Source organism: Bacillus sp. SIMBA_074 (genome assembly GCF_046534555.1).
GTDB classification, from domain to species: domain Bacteria; phylum Bacillota; class Bacilli; order Bacillales; family Bacillaceae_G; genus Bacillus_A; species Bacillus_A mycoides.
The window spans coordinates 1-382 of sequence record NZ_JAWRYM010000164.1; the positions used below are offsets into that span (position 1 = coordinate 1).

Here is a 382-nt window from a genome sequence, read left to right on the forward strand (position 1 = left end):
TAAAACTAGAGGTTCCCGGTTCAAAATTTTTGATTACATAATCGGCGTTCATACTGAAGCGGAACCGTGTATGCTTGTTATGCTTCGCATCCAGCAAGGAATCTACATGATGGAATTTCGTGACGAAGCGCAGACGACCATATTCCTGCTGTCCCATAAATTCAATCGCTCGTTTCAGATTTCCGGTAATGTGCTCAATACTGACAGGGTCAGAGGTACATGCGGCCTCAAACCGGGTAATTTCCCCTGGACGCTCCTGAATGTATTTTTCCGCCTGCGTCAGGATTTCATCTGTATTGACGTAGACGCGGATATAAGGCTTGGAGCCGATATTTGTATTTAGATAACAATAATGGCAATGCGCTGCACAGCCGGTTGCCAG

Annotated in this window: 1 protein-coding gene; it reads right to left on the reverse strand. The window is 45.8% G+C overall.

Annotated features, from left to right (window positions below; translation table 11 throughout):
• Positions 1–382 (reverse strand): spore photoproduct lyase family protein (locus SB773_RS30320; protein WP_410593897.1); only part of this gene is annotated, 382 nt, incomplete at both ends.